At 45.5% G+C, this 1,440-nt stretch carries 1 protein-coding gene; it reads right to left on the bottom strand.

The window, feature by feature from the left end:
• Nucleotides 1-26: 26 nt before the first annotated feature.
• On the bottom strand, nt 27-1,440 hold a 1,414-nt coding region (locus tag EBR25_13985; protein ID NBW42080.1), incomplete at its 5' end, for a hypothetical protein.

The following is a 1,440-nucleotide window of genomic DNA, read 5'->3' as shown; positions in this document are numbered from 1 at the left end:
ACAGAGGGAGAAGGGTGGACTTAGAGTCAAGTGGAAACCCACTCGTTTCCAATGAAAACATGAGTAACCTTGACAACCCACTCACCTTTTTCGTTCTTCACAGCCTTCTTTCTTTCGGCGCCTTGCGCAACCACTTCCTTCTCTTTGGACACTACCACGGATTCGACCTTGTCGGTGACTTTAGTCGGTTCCTCAACAACAGTGACAACTTCCTTCTCCTTGGATACCATCACGGGCTCGGTCTTGTCCTCTCCTTCATCAAGAGTAGGAGCAATTCCTGAAACAGGAGAAGCGATACCCAAAGGCGAGTATGGAAAGAAGGTGCAGTGCCCATAAATGTCCGTAATAAGATGACCGGGCTGTCCATTTAATGTGGTAAAGACAGTGTGAGGTAAGGGTTGATAAAATCCCTGCTCTTCTTCGCATCCAGCGCCACAATGACTGGGTAAATGAACTCCGTTGTAAGGAGAACACTCCTGTTGCAGAAAAGATTCAGTCTCGACATCCTTGACATCTTCGACATGTTTCGGAACATCATTGGAGATATGACACTCGTCTTCGTCGTCGTAGTCAGACTCGCCTTCTTCATCGTAGTCAGACTCGCCTTCTTCGTCGTCGTCGTCAGACTCGTCGCCTTCTTCGTCGTCGTAGTTAGACTCGTCTTCTTCGTCGTCGTAGTCAGACTCGTCTTCCTTGCCTTCCTTGCCCTCCTTACCGCAAGCAGGCTTGTCGTTTTCATGGAAGGAAGAATGCATTACGGGAATACAAGTGTTGTACTTACTCCCAAGAAAGTCCTGAAAAAGACTACCGAAAAAGTCGCTCTTCTTAACAGCAAGGATTACACACTGCTTCCCTGCTTCACGGAACTTTTTCAAGTTTTCAGCCTTGAATGTGTAAACGCAGTTCAGTGGGATTTCTTGGTATTCCTGGTTATTCGCAAGATTAGCGATACGATGTTTGCATGCATCGCCATCATGAGACGGAACGCTGACTTTCTCAGTCTCCATGTCCGAAAGAACGAACAAGAACCAAGGAAATCCTTTGCGGTGAATCGCTTTCCGAGTGGCTACGTCATCAACACCCTTAGAATGCATTGAAATGCCTTCGACAAAACTGACTGTATTACCAAACAATTCATACAGTCTTGCTTGGTTAACATCAGCAGTGTCTAAATAGTTCCACACGTCAACAGAAAAAGGAAATCTATCACCCTTTTCCGGATTTCTGAACTTGGTGACACAAGGACTGCCGCATTGGTTCAACTCCTTAAGAAGAGAATTAATTTCTTTGTACTTTCTCTCCTTTTCCGCCTCATGAGTCTCCTTCGCTCTCTTCTCCTCTTTTTTTTCTTTTTTCAAACAACGCTTCGCAGCACCACTAGGATACTGAAATTCTGTAGAATTGGTAGCCGCGGACATTTTCTGTGAGATTTTGAATCTA

The organism is bacterium (genome assembly GCA_009926305.1).
Classification (GTDB): Bacteria; Bdellovibrionota_C; UBA2361; order UBA2361; family RFPC01; genus RFPC01.
The sequence above is the reverse complement of the archived record's forward strand: the minus strand, read 5'-3'. Positions and strand labels throughout refer to the sequence as shown.